Annotated in this window: 24 protein-coding genes; 18 read left to right on the top strand and 6 right to left on the bottom strand. The window is 55.2% G+C overall.

The annotated features are described in order from the left end of the window. The first annotated feature begins 56 nt into the window (after positions 1 to 56). Genes KW849_RS07710 through copD form a run of 4 tightly spaced genes read left to right on the top strand, consistent with a single transcriptional unit; the run spans position 57 to position 4,036 of the window. Positions 57 to 1,763, top strand: a complete 1,707-nt coding sequence (locus tag KW849_RS07710; protein ID WP_218428857.1) for a copper resistance system multicopper oxidase — start codon at positions 57 to 59, stop codon at positions 1,761 to 1,763. A 10-nt stretch (positions 1,764 to 1,773) separates the two neighbouring features. Further along, on the top strand, positions 1,774 to 2,661 hold the full coding sequence (locus KW849_RS07705) for a copper resistance protein B (protein ID WP_218428856.1): 888 nt from the start codon (positions 1,774 to 1,776) through the stop codon (positions 2,659 to 2,661). Positions 2,662 to 2,713: 52 nt separating this feature from the next. After that, positions 2,714 to 3,097 carry a copper homeostasis periplasmic binding protein CopC gene (copC, locus tag KW849_RS07700; protein ID WP_115947669.1) on the top strand — a complete coding sequence of 128 codons (384 nt, stop codon included), beginning with the start codon at positions 2,714 to 2,716 and terminating at the stop codon, positions 3,095 to 3,097. A 3-nt stretch (positions 3,098 to 3,100) separates the two neighbouring features. Next, positions 3,101 to 4,036 (top strand): copper homeostasis membrane protein CopD, encoded by a 936-nt coding sequence (gene copD / locus KW849_RS07695; RefSeq protein WP_218428855.1) that lies wholly within the window; start codon positions 3,101 to 3,103, stop codon positions 4,034 to 4,036. Between the two features lie 49 nt (positions 4,037 to 4,085). Here copD and KW849_RS07690 read toward each other — a convergent pair whose 3' ends face one another. The 3 genes from KW849_RS07690 to KW849_RS07680 are packed head-to-tail and all read right to left on the bottom strand — an operon-like array spanning position 4,086 to position 6,369. After that, complete coding sequence (locus KW849_RS07690; RefSeq protein WP_218428854.1) at positions 4,086 to 4,463, bottom strand: hypothetical protein; 378 nt, start codon at positions 4,461 to 4,463, stop codon at positions 4,086 to 4,088. Next, positions 4,460 to 5,875 (bottom strand): PAAR domain-containing protein, encoded by a 1,416-nt coding sequence (locus tag KW849_RS07685; RefSeq protein WP_218428853.1) that lies wholly within the window; start codon positions 5,873 to 5,875, stop codon positions 4,460 to 4,462. Before KW849_RS07685 ends, KW849_RS07690 begins: the two co-directional genes overlap by 4 nt. After that, positions 5,872 to 6,369, bottom strand: a complete 498-nt coding sequence (locus KW849_RS07680; RefSeq protein ID WP_218428852.1) for a hypothetical protein — start codon at positions 6,367 to 6,369, stop codon at positions 5,872 to 5,874. Before KW849_RS07680 ends, KW849_RS07685 begins: the two co-directional genes overlap by 4 nt. A 393-nt stretch (positions 6,370 to 6,762) precedes the next feature. Here KW849_RS07680 and KW849_RS07675 point away from each other — a divergent pair, with 393 nt between their 5' ends. Then, positions 6,763 to 7,524 carry a transporter substrate-binding domain-containing protein gene (locus KW849_RS07675; RefSeq protein ID WP_218429134.1) on the top strand — a complete coding sequence of 254 codons (762 nt, stop codon included), beginning with the start codon at positions 6,763 to 6,765 and terminating at the stop codon, positions 7,522 to 7,524. 69 nt (positions 7,525 to 7,593) lie between these two features. Here KW849_RS07675 and KW849_RS07670 read toward each other — a convergent pair whose 3' ends face one another. Then, on the bottom strand, positions 7,594 to 7,815 hold the full coding sequence (locus tag KW849_RS07670) for a hypothetical protein (RefSeq protein ID WP_218428851.1): 222 nt from the start codon (positions 7,813 to 7,815) through the stop codon (positions 7,594 to 7,596). Positions 7,816 to 8,405: 590 nt separating this feature from the next. On the opposite strand from KW849_RS07670, the gene KW849_RS07665 reads away from it, so the two are divergent. From KW849_RS07665 to dusA, 9 genes are all read left to right on the top strand, one after another. After that, positions 8,406 to 9,368 carry a glycosyltransferase family 2 protein gene (locus KW849_RS07665; RefSeq protein ID WP_218428850.1) on the top strand — a complete coding sequence of 321 codons (963 nt, stop codon included), beginning with the start codon at positions 8,406 to 8,408 and terminating at the stop codon, positions 9,366 to 9,368. Positions 9,369 to 9,370: 2 nt separating this feature from the next. Then, positions 9,371 to 10,267 (top strand): DapH/DapD/GlmU-related protein, encoded by an 897-nt coding sequence (locus tag KW849_RS07660; RefSeq protein ID WP_218428849.1) that lies wholly within the window; start codon positions 9,371 to 9,373, stop codon positions 10,265 to 10,267. Next, positions 10,267 to 10,893 (top strand): hypothetical protein, encoded by a 627-nt coding sequence (locus KW849_RS07655; RefSeq protein WP_218428848.1) that lies wholly within the window; start codon positions 10,267 to 10,269, stop codon positions 10,891 to 10,893. The genes KW849_RS07660 and KW849_RS07655 overlap by 1 nt, the downstream gene beginning before the upstream one ends. Before the next feature lie 235 nt (positions 10,894 to 11,128). Beyond that, positions 11,129 to 11,365, top strand: a complete 237-nt coding sequence (locus tag KW849_RS07650; RefSeq protein WP_218428847.1) for an acyl carrier protein — start codon at positions 11,129 to 11,131, stop codon at positions 11,363 to 11,365. A 133-nt stretch (positions 11,366 to 11,498) separates the two neighbouring features. Further along, positions 11,499 to 12,461 carry a lysylphosphatidylglycerol synthase transmembrane domain-containing protein gene (locus tag KW849_RS07645; protein ID WP_218428846.1) on the top strand — a complete coding sequence of 321 codons (963 nt, stop codon included), beginning with the start codon at positions 11,499 to 11,501 and terminating at the stop codon, positions 12,459 to 12,461. 16 nt (positions 12,462 to 12,477) lie between these two features. Further along, on the top strand, positions 12,478 to 13,230 hold the full coding sequence (locus tag KW849_RS07640) for a trans-aconitate 2-methyltransferase (protein ID WP_218428845.1): 753 nt from the start codon (positions 12,478 to 12,480) through the stop codon (positions 13,228 to 13,230). A 14-nt stretch (positions 13,231 to 13,244) separates the two neighbouring features. Beyond that, entirely contained in the window at positions 13,245 to 14,384 is a 1,140-nt protein-coding gene (gene rffA, locus KW849_RS07635; protein WP_218428844.1) for a dTDP-4-amino-4,6-dideoxygalactose transaminase, read from the top strand. A gap of 240 nt (positions 14,385 to 14,624) precedes the next feature. Continuing rightward, complete coding sequence (locus KW849_RS07630; protein ID WP_256357122.1) at positions 14,625 to 16,268, top strand: hypothetical protein; 1,644 nt, start codon at positions 14,625 to 14,627, stop codon at positions 16,266 to 16,268. A 426-nt stretch (positions 16,269 to 16,694) separates the two neighbouring features. Beyond that, complete coding sequence (dusA, locus tag KW849_RS07625; RefSeq protein ID WP_218429132.1) at positions 16,695 to 17,699, top strand: tRNA dihydrouridine(20/20a) synthase DusA; 1,005 nt, start codon at positions 16,695 to 16,697, stop codon at positions 17,697 to 17,699. 54 nt (positions 17,700 to 17,753) lie between these two features. On the opposite strand, the gene KW849_RS07620 is transcribed toward dusA, so the two are convergent. After that, positions 17,754 to 18,587, bottom strand: coding sequence for an undecaprenyl-diphosphate phosphatase (locus tag KW849_RS07620; RefSeq protein ID WP_108219281.1), 834 nt, complete (start codon positions 18,585 to 18,587; stop codon positions 17,754 to 17,756). 535 nt (positions 18,588 to 19,122) lie between these two features. Between KW849_RS07620 and KW849_RS07615 the strand changes: the two genes are divergently transcribed. The 4 genes from KW849_RS07615 to KW849_RS07600 all read left to right on the top strand — a co-directional run bounded on the left by KW849_RS07615 (position 19,123) and on the right by KW849_RS07600 (position 23,090). Then, positions 19,123 to 19,863, top strand: a complete 741-nt coding sequence (locus KW849_RS07615; protein WP_218428843.1) for a winged helix-turn-helix domain-containing protein — start codon at positions 19,123 to 19,125, stop codon at positions 19,861 to 19,863. Positions 19,864 to 20,048: 185 nt separating this feature from the next. Then, the gene (locus tag KW849_RS07610) at positions 20,049 to 20,636 is read left to right on the top strand and encodes an EAL domain-containing protein (protein WP_218428842.1); all 588 of its coding nucleotides are present in this window, start codon (positions 20,049 to 20,051) and stop codon (positions 20,634 to 20,636) included. Between the two features lie 33 nt (positions 20,637 to 20,669). After that, complete coding sequence (locus tag KW849_RS07605) at positions 20,670 to 21,350, top strand: helix-turn-helix domain-containing protein (protein WP_218428841.1); 681 nt, start codon at positions 20,670 to 20,672, stop codon at positions 21,348 to 21,350. A gap of 345 nt (positions 21,351 to 21,695) precedes the next feature. Further along, positions 21,696 to 23,090, top strand: coding sequence for an undecaprenyl-phosphate glucose phosphotransferase (locus tag KW849_RS07600; protein WP_218428840.1), 1,395 nt, complete (start codon positions 21,696 to 21,698; stop codon positions 23,088 to 23,090). A 200-nt stretch (positions 23,091 to 23,290) separates the two neighbouring features. Here KW849_RS07600 and KW849_RS07595 read toward each other — a convergent pair whose 3' ends face one another. Continuing rightward, complete coding sequence (locus KW849_RS07595; RefSeq protein WP_218428839.1) at positions 23,291 to 23,482, bottom strand: hypothetical protein; 192 nt, start codon at positions 23,480 to 23,482, stop codon at positions 23,291 to 23,293. Positions 23,483 to 23,909: the final 427 nt, after the last annotated feature.

Raw genomic sequence — 23,909 nt, 5'->3', positions numbered from 1 at the left:
GCACCGCCTGCTAGCCTTTCGATAAGTTCAACAGGTTGACGGGCGGAACAAACGGCATGCACTCCCACACTTCAAGACGCACCTTCGTCAAAGGCCTGGCCATCGGCGGGCTCTTCGGCGGCCTCGGGTTATGGCGCACGCCGGTCTGGGCGATCAGCAGCCCCGGCGAACCGCAGGTGTTGGCCGGCCACGATTTCGACTTGTACATCGGCGAATCCCCAGTCAACTTCACCGGTCACCCGCGCACCGCGACGACCATCAACGGCGGCATTCCCGGCCCGCTGCTGCGCTGGCGTGAAGGCGATACGGTAACGCTGCGGGTGCGCAACAAACTCAAGGACAGCACCTCCATTCACTGGCACGGCATCTTGCTGCCGACCAACATGGACGGCGTGCCGGGGCTGAGCTTCAAGGGCATCGAACCGGGCGGCCTGTACGTCTACCAGTTCACCGTGCGGCAGAACGGCACCTACTGGTATCACAGCCATTCGGGTTTTCAGGAACAATCCGGCGTCTACGGCCCGCTGGTAATCGACGCCAAAGACCCGGAGCCGTTCCAGTACGACCGCGACTACGTGGTGATGCTCAGCGACTGGACCGACGAAGACCCGGTCGGCCTGATGAAGACCCTGAAAAAACAGTCCGACTACTACAACTTCAACAAACGCACCGTGGGCGACTTCATCCACGACGTCAGCGAAAAAGGCTGGGGGCCGACCGTCGCCGATCGCAAGATGTGGGCCGAGATGAAGATGAACCCCACTGACCTGGCGGACGTCGGCGGCGCCACTTACACCTACCTGCTGAACGGCCAGGCGCCGGATTCGAACTGGACCGGGGTGTTCCGCCCGGGGGAAAAGCTGCGGCTGCGCTTCATCAACGGCTCGTCCATGACCTACTTCGACGTGCGCATCCCCGGGCTGAAAATGACCGTGGTCGCTGCCGATGGCCTGCACGTCAAACCGGTGAGCGTCGACGAGTTTCGCATTGCCGTGGCGGAAACCTTCGACGTCATCGTCGAACCGACCGAAGCGGCCTACACCCTGTTCGCTCAGGCGATGGATCGCACCGGATACGCACGCGGCACCCTCGCGGTAAAAGCGGGACTGATTGCGCCGCTGCCACCACTGGACCCGCGCCCGCTGGTGACCATGGATGACATGGGCATGGGCGACATGGACCACGGCAGCATGGCGGGCATGGATCACGGCAACATGGCCATGGGCGGCATGCCTGGCATGCAATCCCACCCAGCCTCGGAAACCGACAACCCGCTGGTGGACATGCAAGCCATGTCCACCTCACCGAAACTCGACGACCCCGGCATGGGCCTGCGCAACAACGGTCGCCGCGTGCTCACCTATTCCGACCTGCGCAGCACCTTCGAAGACCCGGACGGCCGCGAACCTGGCCGCACCCTTGAGCTGCACCTGACCGGCCACATGGAAAAATTTGCCTGGTCGTTCAACGGCGTGAAGTTTTCCGACGCCGCACCCATACACCTCAAGTACGGCGAGCGGTTGCGGATCGTGCTGGTCAACGACACGATGATGATGCACCCCATCCACCTGCATGGCATGTGGAGTGACCTCGAAGACGAGAACGGCCAGTTCATGGTGCGCAAACACACCATCGACATGCCACCGGGCTCCCGGCGCAGCTATCGGGTCACCGCCGATGCGCTCGGCCGCTGGGCCTATCACTGCCATCTCCTGTACCACATGGAAATGGGCATGTTCCGTGAAGTTCGCGTGGAAGAATGAGGCGCACCCCATGATTCGATTCACCCCGGTTTTTTTCGCACTCGTGACCTCGACGGCGATGGCCGCCAGCGATGACATGCAAGGCATGGATCACAGCCAGATGGACCACAGTCAGATGCAGGGCATGGACGACAGTCAGATGCAAAGCATGGATGAGGGCCAGATGCAGCCCGCCGCGCCCAGCGAAAGTCGCACACCGATCCCGGTGCTCACCGATGCCGATCGCGCTGCCGTGTATGCCGATCCCGCCGGTCACCACGTACATGACAGCACGCTCAATTCATTCTTCCTCGCCGACAAACTGGAATGGCAGGACGCCGATGACGGCAGCACCCTGGCCTGGGATTTATCGGGCTGGATTGGCGGTGACATCGATCGTCTGTGGCTGCGCTCCGAAGGCGAACGCACCAACGGCGTGACCGAGGACGCAGAAGTCCAGGCCCTGTGGGGCCACGCCATTTCCCCGTGGTGGGACGTCGTCAGTGGCGTGCGCCAGGACTTCAAACCCGGCGCCCCGCAAACCTGGGCCGCGTTCGGCGTGCAAGGCATGGCGCTGTACAACTTCGAGGCCGAAGCCACGGCCTTCATCGGCGAAGGCGGCCAGAGCGCCGTGCGGCTGGAAGGCGACTACGACATCCTGCTGACCAATCGGCTGATCCTGCAGCCAACCGTCGAACTCAACGCCTACGGCAAAAACGACCCGCAACGGGGCATCGGCGCGGGGCTGTCCAACACCGAAGCCGGCCTGCGCCTGCGCTACGAAATCCGTCGAGAATTCGCGCCCTACGTCGGCGTGACCTGGAACCGCACCTACGGCAACACCACCGACTTCGCCAGTGGCGAAGGCGAGGACCGCAGCGAAACACGCCTGGTGCTCGGTGTTCGGCTGTGGTTCTGAACAGACTCACCTCAAACCAACAACAACCGCTTCAAGCGGTAAAGGACCTTGCATGCGCCTCATAAAACCCACCGCCGCCGTTATCGCGTTGCTCAGCGGCCTGCTCATGAGCACCCTTGCTCAAGCCCATCCCAAACTACTCTCCTCCAGCCCTGCGGAAGGCGCGGCAGGTGCGCCGCCCGACAAGATCGAACTGCATTTTTCCGAAAATCTCGTCACCCAGTTTTCCGGCGCCAAACTGCTGATGACCGAAATGGCCGGCATGGCCCATGACCCGATGCCAATCAAGGCCAAAGTCAGCGGCGGCAGTGATCCGAAGACCATGCTCATCACCCCGGTAGCGCCCTTGACTGCCGGCACTTACAAAGTCGAATGGCGCGCGGTGTCGTCTGACACCCACCCGATCACCGGCAACGTCACGTTCAAAGTGAAATGATCGATGAACGACTCGGCCAACGTCGTGCTGCGGTTTGTGTTGTATGTGGATTTGATGCTGTTGTTTGGCGTGGCGCTGTTCGGGCTGTATAGCCTTAAAGGACGGGAACGACGTTCGGGGACCGTGCTGCCCTTTCGCGGATTGTTGGCGGGTTTTGCCGGACTCGGGGCATTGTTGTCGAGCGCCGGCATGGTGCTGATGGCCAGCACCATGAGCGGCGAATCAGACGTTGCCGAGTTGCGCCCTCACATCGAGATGATGCTGTTCGAGACCGACGTCGGGTTGGCCTGGGCCGTGCGGATGATTGCGTTAGCGGTCGTGGGGCTGGCGTTGGTGCTCAACTCACGCGTCCCCGGCATCAGCCTGGCGATCGCCGCCACGGCCGGCGGCATCGCCCTCGCCAGCCTGGCCTGGAGCGGGCACGGCGCCATGGACGAAGACAGTCGCCGCTACTGGCACTTCACCGCGGACATCCTGCACCTGCTAATAGCGGGCGCCTGGTTCGGTGCGCTGCTGGCGTTTGCCCTGATGGCGCAAACCCGGGCCCTGCAAACCGAAGCACACATTCGCTTACTCGCTCGCGCGGTCAAGCGATTCGAACTTGCCGGCGCGCTGATCGTCGTGATCATCACCCTGACGGGCGTAGTGAACTACCTGTTCATCGTCGGGCCGAAGCTCGATGAGGTTTTACGCAGCCACTACGGAGTTCTGCTAGCGATCAAGGTGTTGCTGTTTGCCGGGATGCTGGTGTTGGCGGCGTTGAACCGCTTTCATCTTGGCCCCTTGCTGGAGCAGTCGTTACGAGAGGGCCAATATCGCGCGGCGGCCCATGCACTTCGGCGCAGTGTGGTGGTGGAAATGGCCGCGGCGGTGTTGATTGTGGGGTTGGTGGCGTGGCTGGGGACGTTGAGTCCGGAAGTGGAAATGAGCAATGTTTAGAGGCGAAACGGCACCTTCCGGTGCCGTTCGAATTTCGCCTCAAAAATCTTTAGATCCTCATCAATGCAACGTCAATTGCCATCCAAATCAGACTCACGAATATCAATAAAAGATTGATAGTCAGCATCCATCTCAAATGGGGAGGGAAGTTTTTAATATCGACAGGGTCCACGTCACCGATGCGGATATATGCTGTAGACCAAACCACCATCCCTGCGATTTTTGAAACCAGAGCAATGCACCCAAACCAACCCTGATTTCGCAATGCAGGCCCCCAAATACAGATGTAACGACTGTTCTTCAGAGCTTCCATCATGGCGTCCAGGTGGCGGCCCAGGTATAGAGAGTATGCAATGGCGATCATCGCCAGCAGAATTGGCCCTCCATCCACAATAATTACCGACCAGACCGGCCAATTGCTGATCACGGCTGTATAGCCCTATATAAAGTTTCGCCATAGGCCTCTCCCTTTTCGCCACCAATGGTGGTTCCCTCCCAGGCACCAACTCCTACGATGGTCGCGGCGCAGACAACTCCCCAAATGCCAGTAGAAACTCCAAGCGCTAGACAAATAGGGCCAGCTGCCGAAGACGCTCCCCACCCACCTGCAATACCGCCCAAAGTAGAACCGACAAATTTCCCCCCTTCAGTAAACCTGACCCTCTCGCAAGCGGCCTCAGAACCACCACCGCTACATACCTCCTGAACCGCCAGCAACGAAGAAACCCCACCAATGCCAATGCCGATGTAACCGCCGGTGCTCATGTACTTGGCCGCCCGACTGATTGCATTCACATGAGTGGCGTAACCCGGTATCTGCCCCGGCGCACCAGCCTTGCCCCAGTGGTGCACCAGGCTGCGACTGGAAATGCCGAGCGCCGTTTTTAGCTTGGGATGATCACCCAATGTCGTCTGGCCACGCAGGCGAGTGGAGTTCAGCAAGTGGGCATCCAGCTGGGCGAGCAGGCGCTGGCGTTCGGCGAAGAACTGCGGCGATCGCAGGTTACCGTACTGGCGATAGCTGTCCTGATGCAGGCGCTCCATGGCTTGCAGGGTGTCACGCAGTCGGGTCAGGTGTTTTTCCATCACCACCGCGCTGACGCCGAGCCAGGTCGAAGTCTCGCCGGTAAAACTGGCGATTTCAGCCGCGTGGCGGAACATGAATTCGGCTTCCTCCGGCGTCAGGGGATCGAGTGCCGATTTGACCTGCTGCGCGGCCTGCATCAGCTGCGCTTCATGGTAGGTGCAGGAGGTGTTGTTCGGGTCGCTCAGTACGATCAACGAACCGGCCTTGATATCGCCTTGCTCAGGATTGAGTGCCCGAAACTTGTGCATCACGGCAGCATCGGGCGTGGCGAACAACGTGGCCTCCAATGCCTCCCGGGTCATGCTTTTGGGCACCACATAGAAGCCCGGTTCTTGAGGGTCTGCGCGGGCGAATATGACAGGCGCTGGAGGGTACGAAGGGGCGAAACCAGGCTGGCGTGGCGCGGCCGGTTGACTGGTTGCAGCACTGGAAGCCGGCTGCACAACGCTCCTGCCCGTTCGCGGTGCAGAGTCAGCGTTGCGATAGGTGGCCGTGACCACCGAGGGGATCAGCCGGGCCTTGCAGGGACAATCGCTGTGGCTGTCCAGCGTGCCCGCCATGGCTTTGCCATGACTGATCATGTGCGAAATACCACCGACAATTTTGTAAGTCTTGCCGTCCTTGCCACAGGTGACTCGATCACCCTCGCGGGCATGGGCAATGCCGTACATCATGATCCGGGTGTCGCCATCCAGGACCTTGCCGCCACAGGTGGTCTTGTCATGCAGGCCAATGAAATGTCCTTCGTTCATTGATGTTCTTCCTCCTTGATGGAAGGCAGAAAGTCCTCGGCCATCGGCACACCTTCACGCCCCACCAACAAACAACCGCCTTGTAAGGTGTTGATGACCTCGTCGCCATTGCAGAGACGGCTGCCGACCAGCGCCACATCGCTATTTTCTTGTCCCGCGCCCGTGACGATCTGCGCCGTACACCCATCGGCGTACACGACGTAATCGCCTTTCTGTGCCGCACGTACTTTCTGGCCGCTCTCTAATGTGAACTCCAAGGGAGCAACTCCCTGCTTGATCACCCCGCCATCGCGGGTTTGACTGCCCTCGGTTGCGATTCGGTAAATGGCGTGAGCAGGATGAGCTTCCATGTATGCCTGCCCCTGGCGAACAACTGCCAGAGCTTCGTCGCAAAAGTGCGCAAGTCGTTCTTCAGTGAAATGGGGGGCGTCAAGACTGCGAAGAAATTCAGCGGAGACTTCGTTGGTATACGAGGGGGGCAATGGTGCATTCATTTGCAACGTCCTTATCGTCATCGGTTTGAGTTGCCTTTCCTTCTCATCTCGGCAGAAGCGCTGAGCAGAGAGAATATTGGGCGACGACGAATAAGACGGTGGGACGCGTGCTGAACGCAATCCAATGGCACAGCCAAAATGAACGAATAGGAATCTTCGCAATAACAAACAACCCATTTCCTACAACAGGAGTTACAAGAAGTATTTTTTGCGCAGTGGAAGCCCGCTGTGTGTGTGGTTATTTCACGTGCGAGCGTAGTCCGATGGGTTAGCTAAAAAACGACATCTTCCCGGACGGGATTTTTCACACCGGTGAAAGTTTCACTACACTCCCCTTCAAAACCACTCCAGCACAAAAGCCCGATAACAATGAAGAAAATCAACAGAGCAATGATGCTCGGCGGCTTGCTCGCACTCTCCCTTGGCGCTCAGGCAGAACCTTCGCATCTGGACAGCGTCATGCAACAGGGACAACTGCGCGTCTGCACCACCGGCGACTACAAGCCCTACACCCTCAAAGCCGGGGACGGCGAGTATTCCGGCATCGACATCGCCATGGCCCGCGCCCTGGCCGACAGCCTGGGCGTCAAGGTCGAGTGGGTGCCCACCACCTGGAAAACCCTGATGCCCGACATGCTCGCCGGCAAGTGCGACATCGCCATGGGCGGCATCTCGGTCACCCTGGAGCGGCAGAAAAAAGCCTTCTTCAGCACCACCCTGGACGTCGACGGCAAAATCCCCTTGGTGCGCTGCGAAGACCAGGCGCTGTACCAGACCGTCGAACAGATCAACCAGCCCTCGGTTCGCCTGGTCGAACCCGCCGGCGGCACCAACGAAGCGTTCGTCCACGCCTACCTGCCCCAGGCGCAATTGCAGCTGCGCGACAACATCAGCATTTTTCAGGAACTGCTGGATAAAAAGGCAGACGTGATGATCACCGATGCGTCGGAGGCGCTGTATCAGCAGAAGCTCAAACCGGGCCTGTGCGCCGTCAACCCCACGCACTACCTGCAATACGGCGAAAAAGCCTACCTGCTGCCCCGTGACGACATCCCCTGGAAGCTGTACGTCGATCAATGGCTACACCTGGCCAAGGCGACGGGCAATTACCAGAAGATTCTGCGGCAGTGGCTGGCGGTACCTCGCGCGAAGTAATGGACCGTATTTATCGCACAAAAAAGGGCGCTCCCGTGGGAGCGCCCTTTTTTCGTTGCGGACCGCGTATCAATCGTCGTGCAGCAATCCTGAACTGTATTCGCCGAAGCTATTGCCGAGCGCACTGCCATGGAAATTCATCTTGGCGGCATTGCTGTTGGTCGGCCCCGGGCCAAAACCGGCCGGCTGCACCGAGTCGGCCGAATAATCGCTATGGGAGCTCACACCGGAACAGGCGCTCAACAGCAAAGCACCGGCGATCAGCGAGACTTTGACGAGGTTTGCGATCATTTTTTTATTCCTGTGAGTTGAGGCGCGGGAGAAATGACATATGGCCATCATCCTACGCCTCGTCTGCGCCGGGGATCATGAAATTTTGTGGGGCGACAGCGTTGGTTCAGGAACCGTGTGCACCTGGAGATATCTCACCCCAATGCCTTGCGGATCGACATTGTCCAAGGCTCGATTCACCAACAACTCCCCCACCACAGCCAATTGCTGAATCGACAACGCCAGACTGAAGACCACTACCCCCCCGAACAGATTGAAAACGAGAGGTAAAGTGTCCAGCACCGTGACACCTTCCCCCCCATGGCTTAAAATCCGCGCCTTTAACCGACCTATCGACATGCTTCGTTCGGCGCCCTGTACACAGTTGTCCGACGCCTGGCTGCTGGTAGAGCCTGATGGCCCACGTTACATGAGCAGTAATGTAGTTCATGTGTCCGGTGGCCGGTTTCCTGAGGATTACCAATCGGTTGGCATATGGCATACCCCCCCTCTGCACGTGATGCCAGGCAGCAAACAACAACGCTACAAGCCTGTAATATCCAGGCAGGACGCGTTAGCAGCATGCGTCATCGCACAACCGAATGGTCAGGATGAGGCTCAAGGTGATAAATAAAACCGTCTCGGTAAGCTTGGTGGTACCCGTTTATAAAAGCGCAAGTACGCTCCCGCAATTTTACGAGCGCGCGCGCGCGACTCTTGGTCAGATTTGCGACGACTGGGAGATTATTCTTGTCGATGACGCGAGCCCGGACCAGACGTGGCTTGCCGCACTGGCACTGCACGAACAGGACCGCAGAGTCAAAGTCGTTCGCTTCGCGAAGAACAAGGGGCAACAGCATGCTACGTTGTGCGGCATCGGCTATGCCTGCAAACGCTTCGTCGTGACAATCGACGATGACCTGCAGTGCTTCCCGGAAGACCTCCCACTGTTTATTGATCAACTTCAAGCCGGCAAGCATGTCGTCATCGGAAAGATCCCGATGGCTGAAAAACAACACAGCGCCTGGCGCAACATGGCTTCGCGCATCAACCAGAAACTGGTTAGCAAGGTCATGGGCAAACCGACCGGTTTCAGCCTCTCGAGCTACAGGGCCATGAGTCAACAGGTGGCAAGACAGCTCGTCAGATATCAGGGTTCACACCCACATATCGCCGCGATGCTTTTTAATTCGGTGCCCGTCAGCATGATGGCGAACGTGAGCATTCGCCACGCGCCGCGCGCCGATGGCGGCCCGAGTACTTATACCCTTGGCAAGATGTTCAAAACGCTTTCGTTCCTTATCGTCAATTACTCCCTGTTGCCACTTCGCTACGTGTCGATCTGGGGCTTTTTGGTCAGCGCGTCGAGCATTTTTTTCGCCATGTATGTTCTGCTGCGCACCCTCCTGACCGATCATGTAGTGCCAGGCTGGGCGTCGCTGGCGATCTTGCTGTCATTCCTCGCCGGTAACATCCTTCTGGCACTCGGTGTGCAAGGCGAGTACCTCGGAAGACTGGTCGAAAATGCAACCCACCTTAGCCAATTCCCCATTATTGAAGAGCATGTGGAGTAATGATGACATCCGCTTACCGCGTCATGGATTACTTCCCTGCTGAACACATTTTAAACAATGGGGTCTTTGCACACCTCGACGAAATCGATGCGCAAACACCAGGCGCACTGGTGTACTGTCAGAACTTGCACTATTTGCAAAAAGCCTTGGCTACGCCCAACGTCGCGTGTGCGCTGTGCCCCGAAAGTTTAAAAAATGAAGAAATAGCGACTGATAAATCAATTGTATTCTGTGCCGACCCACGCACCGCTTTTTTCCGCCTCTACAACCGCTTGAGTGAAGAGACAAAGTGCGCAACTGCGCAGTCACCGAGCGTTGGCGAAAATTGCACGCTGCACCCCAGCGCCGTTATCTCGCCACTGGCCACATTGGGTAACAATGTCGAAATTTCAGCAAACGTGGTGATCGAAGGCCCTGTCGAGATCGGAGACAATGTCTATATCGGTTCAAATGCCGTTGTAGGCGCCGAGGGCTTGATCACACTACGCAACGACAACGGCACGCTGATGGTGGTCAAACATCAGGGCGGTGTACGCATTGAATCGGGTTGCCAGATACTTGCTGGCGCAGTAATCGCGAGGTCCTTGTTCCAGCAGCCGACAACCATCGGAGAAAATTGCCAGATCGGCATCATGACCAACATTGGTCATGGCGCCGTGATTGGCAAGAACTCTGTGATTTCTGGCAACACCGTTATTGCCGGACGCACACGCCTGGGGGCCGGCGCATGGGTGGGCGCCTCTTGCTCCATCGCACAGGGCCTTGTGATTGGCGACGCGGTACAAATAAAAATGGGCTCGGTTGTCATCAGCGACATCGCGCCAAACAGCGTCGTTTCTGGAAACTTCGCAATCAATCACAGGGCTAACATGACAGCCCACCTCAGGAAACAAAAGTGATGCACTTCACCGAGCTATCACTGGGATTCAAAGGCGAACGAACCTACATACACGGGTCCGACATGCTCAATGCCACGATGCAGGCCATCACTCGCCATGCGCCGCACGCACGGATCGAAAAGCTCGACTTCAGAATCAGCAGGATGACCAACCACCGACTCACCTGTCACTGGTGGCCGAGACCAACCCCTCGACCATTGTCGGGTGAGGCTGTCGCTACCTTCACCTTTCAACTCGATGGCATCGATCATGAAGGCAAATTGATTCAAGTCGAAGGTTGCGCCGATACGCGACGTGCTTACGACGAGTCGCTGGTTGAAAAACAATGTGTTTTCACACCCGCCCATCGGTCAGTGAGCCTGACGACCATGCCAGGTGACTTCACTCCGATCGAAGTGCTGGTATCCATGAACAAGGCACTGCTTCTCAAGGAATTGAGCATACCCAGTGGCAGCCAGTGGGTTTTCTGTCGCTGGGAAAGCCCGAAGTGGCCGCCGTGTTTTGACTTGAGCGGGGTAGGGCTGACACTTGAGCAGACGCTGGGCACTCGATTGACTCGTAGTCGCATTGAGCTCAATGCAGAACATATCGGCATGCTCTACTTCAGCGCCCTCAAAGCCGAGTAGCCTGCCGCCAGCATACGAGCCTTGCTGTAAGGCGAGGCGCCAATTCAGCGAGGCTCATGGCTCGACGGCAAACACAACAGCCCCCCTCTGTTGCATGGAGTGTGGCAACATAACCACCGTTCAGCTCAGCGGCCTGCAGGCGACCTCGTCAACAACCTGCAACGCCACCAGGCTTCCCCCGCAGTACAAACGTACCGGCCGGGACAACCTCAACACCTACACGATGAAATTAACTATGCCCCAGACAAAAGAACAACTTATCAACATTATTTCCCAGGCTGATGTTGTAGCAGATGCCTCGACGCTGCGCGACAACATCAACCTGAGCGACCAGGGTGTTGACTCTCTCGGCATGTTCAATATCATTCTGTCTATCCAGGATCACTACGCCATCGAGATACCTGACGAGGATATTGAAGGCCTTAAAACCATCAATGACCTGGCCAGCTACATAAAATCAAAACTGCAATAACCGACACCCCTTGTCATGTAAGGGAGGCAGATAATATGTTCACCCTCCCTCATGCCGCTCTCGACCGTGACAGGGTTCGCCAACCTATTATCTACACAGCGTTAGCCTCACCCTCCTACGTTGAGCACCCTGCATGCCTTTAACGCTTTTGAAATTATTGATCGCGATTTTTATTTGTGCATTTCTCATACACACATTTGACATTAAACTAACAGCATTAATCAGCGACATTACAGCATGGCACTACCTTGCGCTGGCTGCCGTTATCCCAATCACTTTGAGTTCTTTTTTTTCCGTCAACCGCTGGCAAGTGTTCCTGCGGCTCAATTCGATTGACGAGGCGTTGGCAAACCTCTGGAAAATAAACCTGGTTTCTCAATTTCAAGGTTTGATTTTACCCTCATCACAGGGCGCGGATGCCTTTCGTATGTTTCACATCGAACGACGCCACCCGAAAAAGCGGGGTACTGCAGGCAGTACGGTCATCATTGAGCGCATGATTGGACTGTTGGTGTTATGTACCTTTACCCTTTTTGCCCTGCCCTTCTTACCTTCATCAGACAACTACGCGCTGCTCATCATGGCCATCGGCACCGTCAGCAGCATAGCGGTAGTGATCCAGATTATATTGACCAGCAAAAAAATCCATACACTCTATAGCTGCCGCACCGTTAAAAACCCGTTACTCTCCCTATTGTTGGGATATATTCAAAAACTTCATGCCAGCACGATTAACTTCCCCTACCGACAGGCGCTCACTTCATCCCTGCTCTTTATCTGCTGCTATCAAATATCGCTGATATCGGTAGTGTATTTGGTATTTCGTGCCTATGGCTATGACATCCCCTTCATTCAGCACTTTGCTCTCTATCCGGTCATTGCCATCCTGACCATGGTTCCAATAACAGTGGGTGGACTTGGAGTACGCGAAGGTTTTTTTGTTTATTTTTATGGTCTACTTGACGTACCAGCCAATATAGCCGTAGGCGCCTCCCTGGCAAACTACATTCTAATGGTCCTGATCCCGGCCACTTGCGGTGGCTTGATTTACTTGTGGGATACTATTCAGGAAAATCGCCTGAAAGATAAAAACTAAACAGAGAGCCAGATTGATGCCCCCAGATCGCACCCCGTTCCCCAAGTCCGCCTTTGAGGCGCTTGCCCTGGCAGAGGCACGCCACTGGTGGTTTCGCGCCCGTAACCGCGTGATCATTTGGGTGCTGAAATCTCGCATCGGCAAAATCCGGAATTTCCTGGAGATTGGTTGCGGTACCGGCTTTGTGCTGGAAGGGATTCACCAGGAGTATCCCGAAACGACACTCTCCGGCACCGAGTTTTTCGATGAAGGCCTGATACATGCACGTCGACGCGTGCCCGGCGCAAGCTTTGAAAAGCTGGACGCGCGTGCCATGAACGATGCAGAGCGATTTGATGTGATTGGCGCTTTTGATGTCATCGAACATATCAATGAAGATGAACAGGTACTGGCGAATCTTTCCCGCGCACTGCATAAGGATGGTCATCTATTGCTGACCGTTCCCCAGCACCGCTGGCTGTGGTCCGCTGCGGATGAACGTGCCTGCCATGTGCGCCGCTACACGCGACGCGAGCTTGTCGACAAGGTAGGCCGCGCCGGCCTTGAGGTTCAATACGTCACATCCTTTGTCACCCTGCTCGTCCCCTTGATGTGGCTGGCACGACAGCGCCCCGGTCAAAAAAATGCGAAAGTGAACAGCGAGTTCGATATTTCCGACCGGACCAATCGGCTCCTTGAATTCATCATGAAGATAGAGCTTGGCCTTTTGAAGGCAGGTATCACCTTTCCTCTCGGCGGCTCGCTCTTGCTGTTAGCCAAAAAACAATAATCTGGAGACCTACAGTGAGCGAATTTAAAATTCCCTTCAATCGCCCTTTCATGACGGGAAAGGAACTTTACTATATTGCAGAAGCAAAGTTCCTTAATAAGCTCGCTGGTGACGGCCCCTTCACTCGACGTTGCCATCAGTGGCTTGAACAGTACACTGCCAGCGAAAAGGTACTGTTGACGCACTCATGCACTGCTGCTCTGGAAATGTCAGCCCTATTGCTGGATATTCAACCCGGGGATGAGATCATCATGCCCTCTTACACCTTCGTCTCCACTGCCAACGCTTTTGTATTGCGCGGTGGAATACCGGTGTTTGTCGATATCAGAGAAGACACACTGAACCTGGACGAACGCTTGATTGAGGCTGCGATTACACCTCGCACCAAGGCCATCGTTCCGGTTCACTACGCTGGCGTCGCATGCGAAATGGACACGATCATGGAGATCGCCCGCCGGCACGGTCTCCGCGTGGTTGAGGATGCCGCGCAGGGGGTCATGGCCTCCTATAAAGGAAGAGCCTTGGGCAGTATTGGTGATCTGGGCGCATATAGCTTCCATGAAACCAAGAACGTGATATCCGGCGAAGGGGGCGCGCTATTGGTTAACGACCCGGCACTGTCATTACGCGCCGAGGTCATTCGGGAGAAAGGTACGGACCGAAGCCGTTTCTTCAGAGGTGAAGTGGACAAGTACACCTGGCAGGAAGTCGGCTCTTCCTACCTGCCAGGTGAATTGACCGCCGCTTTTCTTTGGGCGCAGCTGGAAGAGGCACAGTCGATTACACAAAATCGCCTGGATAGCTGGAACCACTATCACCAAGCGCTCGAAGGGCTTGAACTGACAGGCGCTGTACGCCGCCCGATCATTCCGGCAGATTGCACACACAATGCACACATGTACTATGTCTTGCTTGCTTGCGGCATCGATCGCCAACGCACACTGGAGAAGCTTAAACACGACAATATCCACCCGGTGTTCCATTACGTACCGCTGCACTCCTCACCGGCAGGACTGCGCTACGGCCGACAACATGGCGCGATGACAAATACAGACACCCTGTCGGACCGCTTGATCCGCTTGCCACTGTGGGTGGGGCTTACAGTGGAACAACAGGCAGGTATCGTCGACTCGCTACAGCGCGCCGTTTCCTGAAGGGAACAAGCAGCTCTGCACACTGCGTAGCTGCTCCCATGACCATGCGGGGCTCGCTTCAGGCAGCCAGGGCGCATTTCAGCACATCCGAGGACTTGCCCGGAGTTTCCACAGAGCTATCAGCTTCGATGGATACAACGCAGGTTCAATGCGGGGATTGGGCTATCATTGGCGCCGATTAATAAGCCTTTACCGACGAAGATGGAATAATCGATTTTTAAATCGACTGGATATTGAAGAATGAGAGATGTTTTAACAAATAAAATTCCAATAATTGTTCTGGCATTGTTCTTTGCTGTATTACTGAGCGGGGTATTTCTTCCGGTTTACTCCGATGAAGTCATGACAAAATTCAGGGTTGCGCGGCTGTTTCTGGAGGACGGAAATGCGGTTACCCTTTTTCCACAATGCACAACAACTGCAGGGCGGACAGTTTCATGGGTATTTTACCCGGCGGGTATATTACTGTCGGCGATCTATGCCCACCTGGGTCCTCTTGGCTTGAGAGTGAGCGGTATTTCCTTATCGCTGATCTGGTTTGCCTTGCTCGCTTATTGGTGTTTGACGCAGGCACGTGATTTGGGAGGGGCTCTTCAGCGTTTCGCTGGATTGGTCGCGGTGGCTTCACTGGGTGTCCTGCCCTACCTTTGGGTCTTGTCGCGTCCTGAACAATTTCTGATGCTGCCGATCCTGGTGCTTTGTTTGCTGGCACTCTTCTTCAAGGATCAGAAGTCTGCGCGCGCGCAGGTGGCGATGACTGTCGGGCTGGCATTGTTGCTGACACTATTTTTCTATGCTCACCCCAAGAGCATGTTCTATGCGCCATTCGCGCTAGCGGCCGTGTGGTTGGCTACGGCAACGTACCACAAGGCGATTCGCTATGGCTTGTGGCTGTTCGTCGTGGTCCTGTGCGTTCAGACCTTTCACGTTTTCAGCGCGCTGGCGGGCTGTCAGGATGCGCCGAACATTCAAAAAATGCTGGCGTTCAACACATTGTTACCGGGTATGCTGTTCTCTGCACCCGCTGAGTTTGTCAGCGCCGCATACAACAACCTGATAAGTTTTCCTGACCGGGTGTTGATACATCTGACCTTTAATGAAACTTTTCAATCAGGCTGGCTGCCTCCCATGGTCGGTAGCTTTGAAGCGTTGCCGTACCTCAATCTTGCCATTTATTATTCTCTGTACGCGTTCATCATCGGAGTTCACGTTGTAAGCATCCTGATATTTCTGTTGCAAGTGGTTCGCCGCCAAGTGTCTGCGCCTGTCGTGCTGGCGCTGTTATTGGTCGGCGCAGATTTAATCAATGCGTTTTTTTACAACATCCAGAATTTTTATGCAGGCACTCAATTCATGCCTGTGTCGATCATCATCACAGCCCTGTTGATGCATTCCCGACGCGCAGTGAAGCTGAGTAACATACCCGCACGAGTAGCCTATTCACTGTTGTTGCTGCTGCCTATAGCGTCGATGGTGACACTGTTAGCCCTCGTGACCCCTGGCATCACACACAATTCCTCCTTCGCTGAATCGAGCTTGCCCGGGCAACCGCTTTCGATTCCGGTGCTGGGGGCTCAGCTTCACCTGGATGCAATCAGCAAGCTTGGGGCGTCATGCGGTATTCCTGCGGAGTCGACAGAAAGTGTCGTCGTGGACCACATGACCTATTTTGCCTTTTTGCGCGACAAGCAACCGATCCACGTGCTCTATGTGTCTGAGCTTGGCTACGGTGGCGACTTGAGTAACGGCCGGCTGCTGCCATTTCTCAAAGGACTGAATAGCCCAGGCCTGATCACGCGTTGCGAATGGGTGCCGAATGAATTCCGGCAGGCGCAGGAAAAGGGCGATATGGGCTACTGCTGTGTCAATTTCGGCAAGATCTGACTAGCGTTACCGGCATTAGTATCCTCGGCCCCCGGAAACGGGAGACCGAGGGAGTTCGACGCATCAGGCAATCGCGCGACCAAGCGTGCCGACGTACGACGTACGACGTACGACGTACATGGACGCGCCCTGCTGATCAACGCCTCAATCGCTTACACGCATTCTGACTGACTCGTGCGGCGCGGGCTGTGCCGACCACGGTCTTGCGATCGATGGCCTGGCTTTCCTGATAAACTGTCACACCCTTTTGCATGATGCGGATCTGTGCGGTGTACGCTGCAGAGCCATCCTTGAGCTTGCGAACGGTGATCGACCCCATGGATTTTGCTACACGAGTGGTTTGCGTTGCTACCTTGCAGCAAGGCTCTCTCAATATTAAGCAAAAGCCGTAGTAAACCGTAGCAAATGAGAAGTAGCTAAATGCCGATGAAACCCACAGAAAACCTGGCCTATCCAGCAGATTCGGTATCCAGGAGGTTTTCTGTTGCGCCGATGATGGACTGGACTGACCGCCACTGCCGTTTTTTCCTGCGCCTATTGTCGAAAAACGCCCTGCTCTACACCGAAATGGTCACCACTGGCGCGCTTCTCAACGGCGACCACGACCGCTTCCTGCGCCACAACGAAGCCGAGCACCCGCTGGCATTGCAACTCGGCGGCAGTGTGCCGCTGGACCTGGCCGCGTGCGCGCGAATGGCGCAGGAGCATGGTTACGACGAGGTGAACCTGAATGTCGGCTGCCCGAGTGATCGGGTGCAGAACAATATGATCGGCGCGTGCCTGATGGGGCATCCGCAGTTGGTGGCCGATTGTGTGAAGGCGATGCGTGATGCGGTGTCGATTCCGGTGACGGTCAAGCACCGTATCGGGATCAACGGTCGCGACAGTTACGAAGAACTGTGTGATTTCGTCGGTACGGTTCGCGAAGCCGGCTGCACCAGTTTTACCGTGCACGCGCGGATTGCGATTCTGGAGGGGTTGTCGCCGAAGGAAAACCGCGACATCCCGCCTCTGCGCTATGACGTGGCGGCGCGGTTGAAGGCGGACTTTCCTGAGCTGGAGATTATCCTGAACGGCGGGATCAAGACGCTGGAGGCCTGCCACGAGCATTTGCAGACATTCGACGGCGTCATGCTGGGCCGTGAGGCGTATCACAACCCTTATGTGATGGCCGAGGTGGATCAGCAGCTGTTCGCCAGCACGGCGCCGGTGATCAGCCGGGCTGAGGCGCTGGCGCAGTTGCGTCCTTATATAGCGGCGCACATCGCTGCAGGTGGCTCGATGCACCACATCACCCGGCATGTGCTCGGGCTAGGCACCGGGTTCCCGGGGGCGCGCAAGTTTCGGCAGTTACTGTCAGTGGATATTCACAAGGCCAAAGAGCCTTTGGCCTTGCTGGATCAAGCCGCAGAGCTGCTTGAGGGACGTTAACGGTTAGCCGCTCCCCTGCAACCAGGTTGCATGCCCTGCAGCCTGGTGCGAGTGTCAGTGCGCTGCAGCCCCGGTCCAGTCGACCCAACCGAATACCCACGTTGCCAGAATCAGCAAACCGAATCCGATCCGGTACCAGGCGAACACGGCGTAACTGTGGGCGGCGATAAACTTGAGCAAACCACGCACGGCGATCATGGCGAAAAAGAACGCTGTCACGAAACCCAGCGCAAACACCGGCAAGTCACTGGCCAGGAACAGATCCCGATACTTATAGCCTGAATACACGGCGGCACCGACCATGGTCGGCATCGCCAGAAAGAACGAAAACTCCGTGGCAGCCTTACGCGACAGGCCAAACAGTAACCCACCGATAATTGTCGACCCAGAGCGCGAGGTGCCCGGAATCATCGCCAGGCATTGCACGAAACCGACCTTGAGGGCGTCGGTCCAGCGCATGTCGTCAACATGGTCGACAGACACCACATGTTTGCGCTGCTCGGCCCACAACATGATGATGCCGCCCACCACCAATGCCACTGCAACAGTGATTGGATTAAACAGATACTCATGGATCTTATCGGCGAACAACACCCCCAGGACCACTGCCGGAAGAAAACCGATTAACAGATTCAAGGTGAAACGTTGTGCATTGCGCTGGGTTGGCAAGCCGGTAACGATCTCGAGAATCTTGCGGCGGAACTCCCAGACAACCGCCAGGATCGCGCCCAATTGAATGATGATGTTGAAGGCCATGGCTCGCTCGCCGCCGAAGCCCAGCAAGTCCGCGACAATAATCTGGTGCCCTGTACTTGATATCGGCAAGAACTCCGTCAGACCTTCGACCATCCCTAAAATCAACACCGTTATGGTTGTCCAAAGATCCATCAATCCCCCTCAACGACAAATACCCATGCGTCGACTTCGCACTAACTCAACGCCAACATGAAAGTAAAGCGCATTAGGCCGATTAATAAAACTCAATGTTATGAAATGTCCATGGGCGACACCACCAATACCCACGTTAGATAACGGTTAAAATTGGAGAGTGCCGAGCCAGACAAGAGCAAAAAATCGCACTTGAGACAACAAAACCCTACCGCCTCATGACGCCGAATTGACGCCCAATCAAAAAAAGTCAGGTGACTGCAACTTTCACGACATGCGCGGTCATATGGCTGCGAAAATACGGGGCACCGAACCAAAAGATGGCACTGTGCCACACCCCATCAACCCCACGAGATTGCCATCGATCATCAGGCACCTCGAACCACCGGCGGGCAAACCATCACGTCAGAATGACCAGCAATGTTAAAAAAACGAGACGGCCGTCTGAAAAAACAGTGAAATGTTACCAATTGTCAGTCACAAGCGAGAATTGGTGCTTTAACATTCGAATGCCAGCACCTATCCGAGTCAAAGCATGATGCTTACAGGGAAATTAACGACTACAGGCCACAGCGACGTGAAGGAGGAGACAGGTGTTCTCACCATTGGGCGAACCCATACGCTAGCTGAGGGCTTTAGGGAATTAGTCGCAAGCCACGTAGGCAAGGATATTGCCGTTGATGCAATGTGCTATAGCAACTCATTCAAAAGAAACAAGAATTCCAATTCATACCGTGCAATTTTTATCGTTATCGACAGCCCTCAGGCGTTTGTTGACAGCCTCACCCTGGTCGAAAACATTCGCGCTGATAATCTGGCGTCAATAATTTTCATCGCCATCACCGGCAGAGGCACCTACAACAAGATGAAATATTATCTTGCCGGGGCCGATTACTGTATCAATTGCGATACTTCTGCCGACGAAAATACTGACTCGCTGTCCGAATTTTTTAGCAGTCCAGAATGGCAAAAAAAGCAAAATCTGCTTTTGGACCCCACTCGCATGTGCCTGATTGGCGACTATAAAAAACTGGATGTATCGTTTGCGGAAATGAAAATCCTTGAGGCTTTTTCTCAAACGAAAAACCAAATATTGAGCCACGATGAAATCGCCAGGATCATGGGGCTGAATATAAATTTTTATGACCCAAGAGCCTTGGAAAAGTCGATCAGTCGCCTTCGCGGCAAAATAAAAGGCATGTATGGCAGCAACGCCATTCAAAGTATCCGTGGGCATGGATATCGATTAATCAGGGGTCTGATCTCGACAACCTGATTCTTAATGTAGAAGGGAGTTTCTGTTTTATGAACGCAACAGGGAGCGTGCGACTCTACGGTCACGCAGAGCATTACCTGTCTCGACAATTGATCCTCACTCGGGACGACTGCCCGTTTGGCAGCGAGATCAGAATACATTTTGACGACTCCACCTCCACATCCTGCGCGCCTGAGGCGCACCAGATGAGTGGGATCTACAGTGAAGTGCTGATGCAGACCAGGCTGATGGCCTTCTCGCTGAAAGATCACAACACCACCAACGGAAATAAATACCTGAGCCGTAGATTTGTTTGCGTAGGGCAATCAGATCTCGCCAACTCTGCGCTCACGGAAGAGCTGATACAGTCCGGCGCAGCCCTGCGCGAATTTGGCCAGACACTGGTTGTCGCGCTCAATGAACTCCCCCTGTCGGCTGTCAGCTTTGCAGAAAAAAAGAAAATCCTGCACAACGTCTATCTATTGAAAGATCACGGCATAGAAATCGCGCTCGACGACTACAACATCGACGATGAAAGTATCGAAATCTTTACCACCCTGAATCTATTCGACTATATAAAGATTTCCACCTCCTCTCTGGATTTGAGCCTCAAGCTCAGTGGCAACCCAGAGCTATTCAATCGTCTCCACGAACGTATGACCATGCTCACTCACAACACCAAAGTCGCCTTTATCGCGGACAGGGTCGAGCATGCTGCTAGCCATATACTGGCACGCGCGCTGCCCTTTGATTACTTCCAGGGGAGTCATTACTCCCCTGCCGACAACCTTTAAAAAAATTCAAGACGTGCAACTAAGGAGAGAGCCATGGATAGCAGCACAAACCTCCCCAGAAAATACTTTGTCGTAGTGACTCACAACCCCGCACTGCAACTGGAGCTTGAGGCATTACTGTCCAGCAAGCGATACAACAGTTACGGCACGTCACAGGCAAGAATGTTTTTTGAAGGCGTTGCCCCGCCGGCTTCCGCCCCCAAGCTTATGGAAATTATTTCCCCGCAAATGGCCAGAATGCTTCCGCCGGTGATCAAGCACGATACTCAGCGCATCCTTTCGACGTTCAAGTCCGAATGGCAAACTGCCCATACCGTAACGAAATTTACGCACTTCACATCAACCGCAGACAGCTCCAGAGAAGACACCAGGGAATGTGTCTCCCAGCCAGCCAAACCGCACACTCCAGCGACTGAAACCTGGAGACTGAGCGACAGCAGTGGCGCGCTGATCAAGGATGACGTGGAAATTGTCTTGACTGGCCTGGAGGCCGCGCTGCTTAAAAAAATGCTGCACCATGAAGATCGCGTGGTCAGCAAGGACGACCTTATCCGCAGCATCGGTAGAGAACCTGAACAATATCGGGGTCTCGAAATGTGCTTGAGTCGACTACAGGAAAAATTTAAAAAAGCCAGTAGTGGCGAGCGCCTTTTTCGTGCGGTGAGAAATCGTGGGTACTGCGTGATACAAAAAATCGTACGCGTAAAAATCTAGTCTGAGAAATTCAGATTTTCGCCTCGGCAGTGCAATACAACAATAATAGAGCACGCCAACTTATCCTCCCCCGCCCCCTCTATACAGTAGCGTTAAAAAAACTGAAGCCAGACTATTTCTAACGCCGCCGTCACCCAGATATATCAACCAGATACACCACCCGCTCGTTAAAAGTCGTCAGACAGTGCCCGCACCAATAATTTAACCTATGAACTGATGACAGCGCCGCCCGCGTGGCGTTTCGGTCATCAATGCATCGCCATCTAATATGAACAACAACTCTTAGCGCATTGATTTTGGCTCTTGTTTGTCGAAACACGAATGGACGTATTTTGGGGATATCGTATGGTTAACAATCTTCGTATCAATCGAAATACCACCCTCAAAGGACTGACCTTCTGGGGACAGTGGGCATTGGGTCAGGGCTTTGTTGTCGCCCTGTTACTTCTATTGGTTTATTACCAGACTGGAACGGTAGAATTCTACTATCGAGTATGCGCAACGCTTACTGTGCTGGCATCGGTTCCGGCCTATACATGGTGCGGCGTCTATGCAAAAAAGGACAATTACCTGGAAGGGTTGATAAGACTGCTGATGGGTTGGTCAATGACACTGGCAGCGTTAGCTATTGTCGCCTTTCTCTGCAAGGCCAACGAACTGTTTTCCCGTGAAATCATCCTGATTTGGGCTTTCAGCAGCTACATCGGGCAGGCGGTTTTGTATGTCCCGCTGCATGGTTTTTCGAAGTACTACCAACGGGCTCTTCAAATCGAGCGCAGAACGCTGATTGTCGGTACTGGCGAGTTGGCACTGGGCCTGGCTAACAAGCTTCGTGCCCTCGAGCACTTCCCGTTGGTCGGCCTGGTAAGCTCCGACACCACGTCCTTGCTGGAGGCGGGTATGCCACCTGTCGTAGGCCCGCAAGAGGAACTTCTCGAACTGATCAAGACCCATGACATCCGCCGCCTGTACATCACGCTCCCCCTGAGCGAAGCGGCACAAATCGAAGAAATGTATGTCGACTTGCTGGATGCCAACGTCGATGTGGTCTGGGTCCCGGACTTGAACAGCCTGACGCTGCTCAATCACTCGGTCAGTGATGTGGATGGCATGCCGGCAATCCATTTGATTGAATGCCCGCTGAGCAGCCAACCCACTGCCGCGCTGAGTAAAAGCCTGTTCGATAAAAGCCTGGCGCTGATGGCCATTGTCGCTCTAAGCCCGTTACTGCTGATCATTGGCCTGGCCGTCAAATTCACCTCCCATGGCCCGGTGTTTTTCAAACAGGACCGCCACGGGTGGAACGGGAAGGTCATCAAGGTCTGGAAGTTTCGCTCGATGCGCGTACACGACGATCACGAGGTCAAGCAAGCCAGCCGTAACGACTCGCGGATCACCCCGATCGGGCGCTTTATCCGTCGCACGTCCCTCGACGAGCTGCCGCAGTTGTTCAACGTCTTGCAGGGCCATATGGCGCTGGTCGGGCCACGTCCTCATGCCGTTGCACACAATAACTTCTACTCCGGCAAGATTCTCGCCTACATGGCGCGCCACCGAATCAAACCGGGGATCACCGGGCTGGCTCAAATCAACGGTTGCCGCGGCGAGACCGACACCATCGACAAGATGCAGAAGCGCGTCGAGATCGACCTCAAGTACATCAATAACTGGTCGTTGTGGCTGGATGTGAAAATCCTGGCGAAGACACCGTTCACCTTGCTGTCAAAAGACATTTATTGATGGTGCACCTGCAGGCTAACCAGGAGACGCAAGCCATTTGCGCAGCGCGTTAGCCTCGTCACTCGTGGCTGGATCTTTACCAGCCACGCCTGCAACTGCACCAACAGCGACAGGTTGTTCTGCTGTCGACTTTCGCGGCGATGTTCATCGCCAACTTCTTTTAAATCTCCGCTCGATACCGTACAGCTTGTTGACCCGATTCAGGGCGATATCGGCATGCCCGAACTTACCTTCAGGCAGGCGCAACGGCAGCAGTCGACCGCAAAAAAAGGTTCTTCACGCAATCCCGGGGGAATACCGATACCTGTAGAAGCTGGCTTGCCAGCGATGGCGACCTTACGGCCGAGCATTTTCTTCCTGGTGTAGATATTCATTGCCGCGGTAACGGCCACCTATGGCTCCGCCCTTGTGGCGGGTCACCTGGAAGAACGGAACGCCGCCCGCCCCCAAGTAACCAAGGGCTCTTGCCCCTGACGTTCGGCGTGAGGGGGCATGCACCGCAACAGCACCGCGAGACGAGCTAACGCTCGACCTCGTTGTTCGGTGGTGCACGCGTTCCCCTGTAGGAGCTGCCGAAGGCTGCGATCTTTTGATCTTGCTTTTGCGATCTGGAGATTGCTGAAGATCAAGATCAAAAGATCGTCCGAACGCGGCCCGAACCTTCGGCAGCTCCTACAGATATTTCGTTATATGTGTTCCCCCGGGATTGCGTGAAGTACCAAAAAAAATGGATACCGGGCAATCGCGTGAAGACATAAACCTGTTCGCGAGCTGGAACGTCAGCGACGCCGAAAAGTTGCGGCCCTGACTGAGACCGCT

The organism is Pseudomonas sp. PDM26 (assembly GCF_019219185.1).
Taxonomy (GTDB): domain Bacteria; phylum Pseudomonadota; class Gammaproteobacteria; order Pseudomonadales; family Pseudomonadaceae; genus Aquipseudomonas.
The sequence above is the reverse complement of the archived record's forward strand: the minus strand, read 5'-3'. Positions and strand labels throughout refer to the sequence as shown.